This window comes from Nostoc sp. (assembly GCF_035638895.1).
Lineage (GTDB): Bacteria > Cyanobacteriota > Cyanobacteriia > Cyanobacteriales > Nostocaceae > Nostoc.
Genome location: NZ_DASQZC010000019.1, coordinates 1 through 7,850 on the forward strand (window position 1 = coordinate 1; position 7,850 = coordinate 7,850).

Consider the following 7,850-nt stretch of genomic DNA (forward strand, 5'->3'; position numbering starts at 1 on the left):
AGTTTGAAGTTCTTGCGCCCCAAGGTTTTGCAGCACATCAACTACTGCTGTTGAACGTCGAGCAACTTCTTCTTGAACTTCGGTTGCGGTTTTTCCCTCTACTTGAATCCCCAACTGCACCTCAGTTAAAGTAGTGGGAACGTTGACTTCTCCTTGACCAGTAACTTCCAATATCTGAGTAGTGTTTGGATTAGTGCTTCCAGTCAGGGGAGGGATGATCACAATAGCCTGCTCACTCGCAACTGTGAGATTATTTGTGTTAGCCATCTTATTTTCCTTGCTTAAATGATGTTTGAAATCTGTTGATGTTTTAATCTAAGCTCGACTTTATCCAAAATTAAGAACTCAGTTTTCTTAATACGGCAAAAATCCTAGCTTTTTGGCAAAAACTTTTTCGATGTCACTGATTCTCGGTGAAATCGAAAAAATAAAGCTACTGTCCCACAAAGGTTTCAGCGTCAGCTTGAGTGTTCCCAAAAAATGGATAAAGTCGAGCTAGGAAGATGTCTCAAAAGTAAGAAAGCCCACTTAACGATATCGTAGTGCTATTTCATTCTATACATAAACCGCCCAGAACTAAAGTTCACTGGCTTTTAGCTAAAGTCCGTTTTAACGGACTATAACCTTTTCACAGCCATCTAAAGATGACTTTCGCTATTAGGCTCAGAATTCATTCTGAGGCGGGCTAGATGAGAATGAAATAGCCCTGACGGTATCCTGTCATCAGGAAAAAATATTCAAGTATGACAGCGTTACTTAGGCATGAATCCATCATACCTAAGTAACTTAACGTAATCGCAGTGGAAATTGCTATCGGGACTAATTCCAGAAGCTAACAAAGTCGGTAGAAAACGCAGTGTTGACATGTCAAAAGTAGTAAATGCAATCTTTTAACGCCATCTGCAACTTAATATTACGTAACAAGTTTGTCGAACTTAAAAGGGTCACAATTGTATAAATTAAGCCAGAAACAGACGGTATGAACTAAAATCTTGCGATTGAGACGGTTGGTGAGAATTAAAGCTTGATAGCGAGAGTCTGTACGCTACACTTAGATTTTTTAAAAATATAGATTAGCAAACGAACCGCCTTCTCTACGAGAGGCTTTGCCAACGCGGTAGCGTCTCCCGAAGAAAGACGCAAAAGAAAAAAGAGACAGAGATACAGCAGATTTCAAGTTGGGGATTTCCAGAAATTAAATTATTCAATTTTGGGAGCGAAGATGATCGCTAGATTCTTCCCCCCTGCTTCCCCTGCGCTCGTGCTTCCTCTAATGGGATATTTTTTAGTTGGAGGGCTAACAGTAATTCGACCTCTGTTAGTAAATCTTTTTAACATGTCGGTGAATTGGGGAACAGTTCTCATGAATTCATAAAATTTTTGTACGTTTTAAGAAATTAACAAGCTGAGGATTTCGCATAATTAATACTACGCAAAAATCCAGTTTTCATAATTCTTTATTTTGCGTAACAATCCACTGCAAATCTAACCATAATTGAGGATAAACCTTCTTAATCTGCGATTTGGGGTCGTTTAATAGATTTGTAGCATTCACGCAAACAACTTCAACTAGACCCAGATATTCTGCCACTTGTATCAGTAAGTTTTTTTCTGCCACTATACCAGCAATCAGTCTGTCAGGGCAGTAAATCCTTATATATTTGGCATGAGGAATATACGCTCCTTTTGATTTAGAATTTAGCACTTTTATATAGCACTGGCTTAGTAATTTCCACGCTCTTGGGTGAGCTTGCTCAATAATAAGGGTAAATTGTTGGGCTAAGTCTTCTTCGGTAATCATTACTCTCTCCATGATTATTGTGCTAAAAACTGTAATTTCATCTCATTTATGCACAGTAAAGGTGACGCAGTATTGCTAATGCTGTCTGCATTTTTATCTGAGTAGAATTAACAATTTTTAGTTGGGGTAAAATTTACCCATGCGCCAGAATTTGTTGGTAAGTTTTCTACGGCTTTTGTTACTTTCCTATCAAGCATCAAAGCTGAAACCGATTACTAAAACTGTATCAATCGCTGCTTTAAACCAAATTAATTGGTATAAAGCGAAGTTACTGAAAAAAGAATTAAGCGCGACAGCTTAACTCTTGTGCAAGGGCAGATAAATTAGTGGCGAACATCGCTAGTGTTACCCGTCAGACAATTAGTGGTGTAGAGTCAGGGCAATATGCGCCCTCAGTTGCGATTACACTCCGCCTAGCAAAAGCGCTTGGCTGTCAAGTTGAGGATCTATTCTGGCTAGAGCAGGATTTACCTGAAATTGAGGCAGTTCTTGTCAAATCTGTTCCTTGCAATCAGCAACTACGGGTCAGTCTGGCTAGGGTTGGGGGACAATGGATAGCTTATCCGTTGGTTGGCAAGGATGCTTTTCGCCAAGACATGATTCCATCTGATGGTGAGGCAGTTGCGGTGGTGAGGCAGTCCGATCTTCTCCCAAGGGGAGACGCTAAGAGCGATGGGGGTTTCCCCCAGGAGGAACTGCCGAAAGGGTTCCCCGGCATAAGCAAACTGCCGTTAGCGTTAGCGGTAGCGAGGAACGAGCGTCACCCGAAGGGTGAGAGTGAAAACCGGACTGGTACAGATAAAGTCCGAGTCCGGCTCCTCGACGATAATATGGACACACTTCACAACACAGTTGTGATTGCTGGCTGTGCGCCTGTGATTTCACTCTGGGCGAGAGCTACCGAACGTTGGCATCCCCAGTTGCGAGTCCAATATAACTTCGCCAATAGCATGGCGGCATTACACAGTTTATGTCGAGGTGAAGCTCACATCGCTGGGATGCACCTATACCACTCCGAAACAGGGGATTACAATATTCCCTTTGTGCGTGATGTTCTTTCTGGAAGAGAAGCAGTTGTGATTACGCTCGGATTTTGGGAAGAGGGACTGATGGTGCAGTCTGGTAATCCGAGGGGAATCAGAACAGTTGCCGACTTAGTGCAAGCGGGAGTAAGTATTGTCAACCGTGAACCAGGTTCCGGTAGTCGTTTACTTTTGGAACAAACACTTCAACAGGAGCAAGTGCCATTCCATGCTGTCCAGGGCTTTGACTGTATTGTTCAAAGCCACCAAGATGTTGCCCAGGCAGTAGCATTGGGGGCTGCCGATGCAGGTATCAGTACAGCATCTGTAGCTACTACCTTTGGGCTAGGATTTATTCCTCTGCATCAGTCACGGTATGATTTAGTGATTCTCAAAGAATATCTGGAAGAAGCGCCAGTACAGCACTTGCTCAGTACTTTAGGACATCGGCTGGTTCACTCGCAATTTGAAGTTCTCGGCGGCTATGACACAAGCAAAATCGGGGAAGTTGTAGCGACCATTTAGAGTGGATTGCAATTTTGGTTGGTTTGGTTATCGGGAAAAATGCATAAATTTGAATTCCTGCTGCAACCAGCTCTTAAGGCTTGAGCAACCATTTGGGGTGGTCTAACAACAACTGATAATGCTTAGGTCAAAGTTTTCCAGGCTTTGATCCCTATATCAAATCATCTCTGCACATAAGCGCAGAGATGATCCAGACTGTGCTGCAAAGTTAAGCGATCGCCTCCACTAAATGCGATCGCTCATGAACCGACACACTCAACAAACAATTGCAGGATAAATTATCATGTCCGACGACAGAATTAGACAGATTGCTTTCTATGGTAAAGGCGGTATTGGTAAATCTACCACCTCCCAAAATACCCTAGCTGCTATGGCAGAGGTGGGTAAACGGATTTTGATTGTGGGATGCGACCCTAAAGCTGACTCTACCCGTTTGATTTTGCACGTGGATTTAGAGGGATCTAAAACCTTTTTATACCGATAATAGGAATTTTGGCCTTGCTGAATCGATGTATGAACTTGGATGTAGAGAAATAAAATTTTACGTCTCTACAAGGATTTTCACCACAACGCACAATTGTTTTCATACCGCAATCAGCAACGCCAGAATTTTCAAACAACCTCTTAGCGATTTGCTACCAATTTTTGAGCGATTTTTTGCTTAAATAAACGATAAAAAAACAATGGATTACCTATGATATAACGATCCCAGAGACGAGTAGGTTCAGTAACTAAGCGTGTTAACCACTCGAAGCCATTATTCGTCAGCCACTCAGGTCCACGATATGTAGAGTTAGTATAAAAATCTAGACACGCGCCTAAAGGTAAAAATACACGAGCTTCAATTTTATTGAAGTTATCTAAAATCCACTGCTCCTGTAATGGCATACCAAAACCAATATATAAAATATCGGGTCGAAAATTATTGATTTTTTCTATTATTAAATCATTCTCTTTTCCTGATTTCTCAAAGTAACCATGATGTCCACCTATGCGAAGCTTTGGTGCTATTGATACTAACTTTGTAATTGCTTCATCCACTACGCCGGGTTTTCCAGCTAATAAAAACAAAGAAATATTTTCTTTTTCACATTTTAATGCTAAATCTTCTATATAATCTGGTGCTGTCATGCGATGTGCAGAATCCAGCGAATAACCGCTTAAGTTAGCCGCTAACAATACACCGAATCCATCGCAAAATACTAAATCTGCATTATTTAAAAAATCTCGATACCAAGACTTTTCATAAGCAAAGTTCATAGCTCTAATATTTACATTTTCGACAATTGTCTTTTTTGGTTTTTTGACTGATTCTACTAAATAATCGATTAATTCTTGTACTTTAACTTTATGGAATCTTGTATCAAACAACTTGATTTCAGGGAAAGTTTTCGTATCCATTGTTATTTCCTCTTTGTCTACTTTACACAAACTTATGGTTAATCAATGATCATCAGAATATGGCTATCAACCTACCACTGATGCATAAATGTATTTTAATGATGCAAGATAATTGTTGATATCCAAGTGTTTAACACTTATCCTTGCATTATTTCCTAGAGATATTCTCAAATTCTTATCTGCAATTAAAGATTGCATTGCTTCAGACAACTGTTGAATGTCACCTGGATTAAGTAATAAACCATTCTGGTTTTGAATAACGACTTCGGGTATCCCTCCTACCTTAGTAGTTATGACAGCTAAACCCCAACTCATCGCTTCTAGTAGTGCCATCGGCAAACCTTCGTTGTAAGAAGGTAAAACAAATACATCAGCTTTAGCTAAAAGCTCGTCGCGTTTTTCTTTGTCTACCCAGTCAAGGATAGTAATGTGGTCAACAAGATTTAGAGTTTGAATCAAACTACGAGCTTTTTCTACATCTCCATCCCCTGCCATAGTCAACTTTGCTTTACTTTTCTCTTGGGCAGGTAGAGAAGCGAATGCGTTAATTAAATCAAATGCACCTTTGCGCTGACCAATGCGCCCTAGAAATAAGAAAAATACCTCGTTGGAATCTACATGCTGGGGAATTTGGGCGGGAATTCTTACCGCATTAGGAAGAACAATAACTTGCTCTGGCTTCAAACCAAGATTATCGATATAGAATTTTTTCCAGCTATCTGATAAAACAATAAAACGCGTAGATTTTCTAAAAGACCAACTGAGCCATTGCTTAAGCAATTGAGGAAGCTCAGAGTAAAACAAATGAAAGTCAGCACTATGAGCATGAATAATTAGCGGTTTTTTAAATAGCCAACAAATGACACTAGTGATTGAGTGACGAAAAGCGCTACCTCTCTCTGAAACATGAACGTGAATTAGGTCGGCTTTTTTATTTAATAAATTCCAAAATAACTGCCCTATTGCCTGCACAAACACCAATACTTTCTGGGGAGCAGAGCCATTGGGTAAAGTAGTTATATGTGTAAATTTAATATCGGAAGTAGCTTCAGTGGCTTCTTCAAGGATGAGCTTTTGCACGGAAACTATTCCACCTTGCCGCTCCAAGCTTTCGCCTAACATAGTAATCTTTATAGGACTCATAACAAAAGAGCTTATTTAGAGTAGATAAATTCATCAAATATTTATGTACGGCATACCCTACTTAAACTATGATTAAGTTATGTATTTGTCAATGATAGTCATTAACAGTTTTAATGTAATAAAGATTACCATGTCGCAAAGACTGGGTTAAACGTTGTTAACCCGTGGCGTGTACTTTATTCTTAAAACTGGTTTAATCATCTGTTGACAGACCGGAAAAACTAATGAACTTATTTGAGCTTTTAGCGGGGGAAGACAATCATCTAGCCCTAGTTACGCCTGAGGAGCGATCGCTAACCTATAAGCAGTTGCGCGAGAATATTGTTGGACTGGTATTGCAACTCAACAGCTTTGGATTGAAACAGGGCGAACGTATTGTCATTGCGATGACTAACGGTTCACCAATGGCTATTACCTTTTTAGCTGCCGCCCTGTGTGGCACTGCTGCACCCTTAAATCCCAAATACAAACAAGAAGAATTTGCCTTCTATTACGAAGATATCCAAGCAAAAGCACTAATTACGTTATCTGAGTCGCCAAAAGCAGCTATTGCCGCCGTCACACCCGACATGATGCGGATTAATGCCAAGGTAAACACTGACGGTACACTGAGTTTTGAATTAGTCAAAGAGAAACTTCCCCCTTGCTCCCAGCTAAGAACTCCCTTGCCTCAATCTGATGATCTGGCGATGATTCTCCATACTAGCGGCACCACCAGCCGTCCCAAACGTGTGCCGATTCGTCATCGCAACTTAATCGCCTCAGCCAACAACATTATTGGTGCTTACTCACTCACAGCAGCTGACACTACACTTTGCCTAATGCCCCTGTTCCACATTCACGGATTGGTGGGCTGTTTGCTGGCAACTCTAGGATCGGGCGGCACATTAATTTGTCCTAATGGTTTTAATGCTCTGGAGTTTTGGAAACTGGTAGATACCTACAAACCTACTTGGTACTCCGCAGCGCCAACCATGCATCAGACAATTTTGGCCCGCGCTAGCCGCAATACAGAAATTGTCAAAGCTAATCGCTTTCGTTTCATTCGCTCTAGTAGCGCTCCCTTGCCACCAATTATTATTGAACAACTAGAGGCAACTCTGAATGCTCCCGTCGTGGAATCTTACAGCATGACTGAAGCATCTCACTTAATGACCACCAATCCCCTACCGCCAAAAGTGCGGAAACCGGGTACTGTAGGTTATGGCTTCGGTGTAGAAGTCGGTATCATGGACTCCGAAGGCAACTTATTATCTCAGGGAAGCTTGGGCGAGGTGGTGGTAAAAGCACCCAATGTTATAGATGGCTACGAAAACAACCCGGAAGCTAACGCCACAGCTTTTGTAAGCGGATGGTTCCGCACAGGGGATCAGGGAACAGTAGATGCAGACGGCTACCTCCGCTTGACTGGACGCATTAAAGAATTGATTAACCGGGGTGGGGAAAAAATTTCTCCTTTAGAAGTGGATGATGTTTTGCTGCGCCATCCCGCCGTTGCCGAAGCCTTAGCCTTTGCCGTCCCCCACAAATCTTTAGGAGAAGATATCCATGCTGCTGTTGTCCTCAAAGGAGAAGTCGGCGAAAAAGAACTTTTAGCTTACTGTTCAACCATGCTGGCAGACTTCAAAGTTCCTAAGCAAATTCACATTTTGGATCAACTACCTCGTGGTGCTACCGGGAAACTGCAACGGTTGGTTATGGCGAAATTGCTTAACATAGGCTGAATCAGCGATACACTAAGGAAAATTCCTTGAGGAAGCTTTGATGGCACGAGCAAACGGGGTTACAAGTGAAATGTCTGCACAGGAATTGCCTACAATATCAGATGAAGATACAGTGACAATTGAAGATTTACCGGAAACAGTGGAGGATGTCCAAGATATTGACGACATCTTGAACTCACTCAAAACCTTACTGAGTAGCTTAGAAAAACTCCAAAAAGTCCGGCAGGAAGTGGG

The 7,850-nt window shown here is 41.5% G+C and carries 6 protein-coding genes and 3 pseudogenes; 4 read left to right on the forward strand and 5 right to left on the reverse strand.

Annotated elements, in window-relative coordinates; genetic code table 11:
• The 3 genes and pseudogenes from VE944_RS00525 to VE944_RS00535 all read right to left on the reverse strand — a co-directional run.
• The coding region (locus VE944_RS00525; protein ID WP_324970854.1) for an SIMPL domain-containing protein at nt 1-267 on the reverse strand (267 nt) is incomplete at its 3' end.
• A gap of 646 nt (nt 268-913) precedes the next feature.
• Nucleotides 914-1,015, reverse strand: a pseudogene (locus tag VE944_RS00530) (IS982 family transposase); the annotation flags it as partial.
• A 432-nt stretch (nt 1,016-1,447) separates the two neighbouring features.
• Nucleotides 1,448-1,801, reverse strand: coding sequence for a hypothetical protein (locus tag VE944_RS00535; protein ID WP_324970856.1), 354 nt, complete (start codon nt 1,799-1,801; stop codon nt 1,448-1,450).
• 326 nt (nt 1,802-2,127) lie between these two features.
• Between VE944_RS00535 and VE944_RS00540 the strand changes: the two genes are divergently transcribed.
• Together VE944_RS00540 and VE944_RS00545 are read left to right on the forward strand one after the other, a co-directional pair.
• The gene (locus VE944_RS00540; protein WP_324970858.1) at nt 2,128-3,348 is read left to right on the forward strand and encodes a substrate-binding domain-containing protein; all 1,221 of its coding nucleotides are present in this window, start codon (nt 2,128-2,130) and stop codon (nt 3,346-3,348) included.
• Between the two features lie 283 nt (nt 3,349-3,631).
• Nucleotides 3,632-3,793: pseudogene (locus tag VE944_RS00545) on the forward strand (AAA family ATPase); the annotation flags it as partial.
• A 179-nt stretch (nt 3,794-3,972) separates the two neighbouring features.
• On the opposite strand, the gene VE944_RS00550 reads toward VE944_RS00545, so the two are convergent.
• Both VE944_RS00550 and VE944_RS00555 read right to left on the reverse strand, forming a co-directional pair.
• Nucleotides 3,973-4,749, reverse strand: a complete 777-nt coding sequence (locus tag VE944_RS00550; RefSeq protein ID WP_324970860.1) for a WecB/TagA/CpsF family glycosyltransferase — start codon at nt 4,747-4,749, stop codon at nt 3,973-3,975.
• A gap of 66 nt (nt 4,750-4,815) precedes the next feature.
• Nucleotides 4,816-5,892 (reverse strand): glycosyltransferase family 4 protein, encoded by a 1,077-nt coding sequence (locus VE944_RS00555; protein WP_324970862.1) that lies wholly within the window; start codon nt 5,890-5,892, stop codon nt 4,816-4,818.
• A 224-nt stretch (nt 5,893-6,116) separates the two neighbouring features.
• Here VE944_RS00555 and VE944_RS00560 point away from each other — a divergent pair, with 224 nt between their 5' ends.
• A complete protein-coding gene (locus tag VE944_RS00560; protein WP_324970864.1) occupies nt 6,117-7,616 on the forward strand; it encodes an acyl--CoA ligase in 1,500 nt (499 codons plus the stop codon).
• A gap of 40 nt (nt 7,617-7,656) precedes the next feature.
• Nucleotides 7,657-7,850, forward strand: a pseudogene (locus VE944_RS00565) (hypothetical protein); the annotation flags it as partial.